The following is an 830-nucleotide window of genomic DNA, read 5'->3' on the forward strand; positions in this document are numbered from 1 at the left end:
CATGTTAGCGCGACAGTGTCTCATGAGAGTGCTGAAAACATCGTATTAGGTGGCGCACAAGTAAAAGCGATGATTGCTGGGGCAGAGAATACATTCGTTGATACAACCAGCGTCACGTTTGAGCCTGCCGAATACAAATACACGCTAGATGCAGCGGTAACGCCAGCTGAATATCAAGTCGCTAACGTTTTGACGTACACGCTCACCGCAAAAAATACTGGCCTGTTTGCAGTAAAAGGCTTAGACATAACCCAACCTTTTTTGTCTCTTACTGGTGAGGTTCTAAGCGGTGCCAACGCTCCAGTTTTTAGTCATGTCGAGATCAGTGCTGTCGCTTCTTCTGGGAGTAATACGGGAACATTTTCGAAAGCAGATGATTTGTCGGTAGAGAATGCGGAGCTATCCGTGGGTGGTTACATCACTTACACCATCAAAGCGACCGTTGCGAATGATCTGGTTTCTGACATTACAACTAAGGCGTCGGCGTTAACGCGCGATGGCCCTGTAGAAAGCAATGTTCTTGTCACGCCTCCAGCAACGCCGAACGTTACGCTTACCCATACACTTTTGTCTTCGACACCTTATTTAATCAACGGTAAGCTCAATTTCGAAATCAAAGTCAGTAACAACGGTGGTGCGATTGCACATGGTTACCACGTTACCCAGAACATCAACACGTTACTTACCAACAATGGCTTGGCGAACGATCTCTCGTCTGCTTTTAACAACACCGATGTGACCGGAAATCCATTCTCAACGTGGACTGTAACGGTCAACAACATTGGCTCTAACTCCTTATCTGCCTATCAAGCAAGTGGAGTTCAAACTGA

General features: G+C 46.5%; 1 protein-coding gene. It reads left to right on the forward strand.

All coding sequences use genetic code 11. The features are described 5' to 3' along the window. On the forward strand, positions 1-830 hold an 830-nt coding region (locus R7O13_RS25685; RefSeq protein WP_318305047.1), incomplete at both ends, for a hypothetical protein.

The organism is Vibrio sp. Y176, from assembly GCF_033438945.1.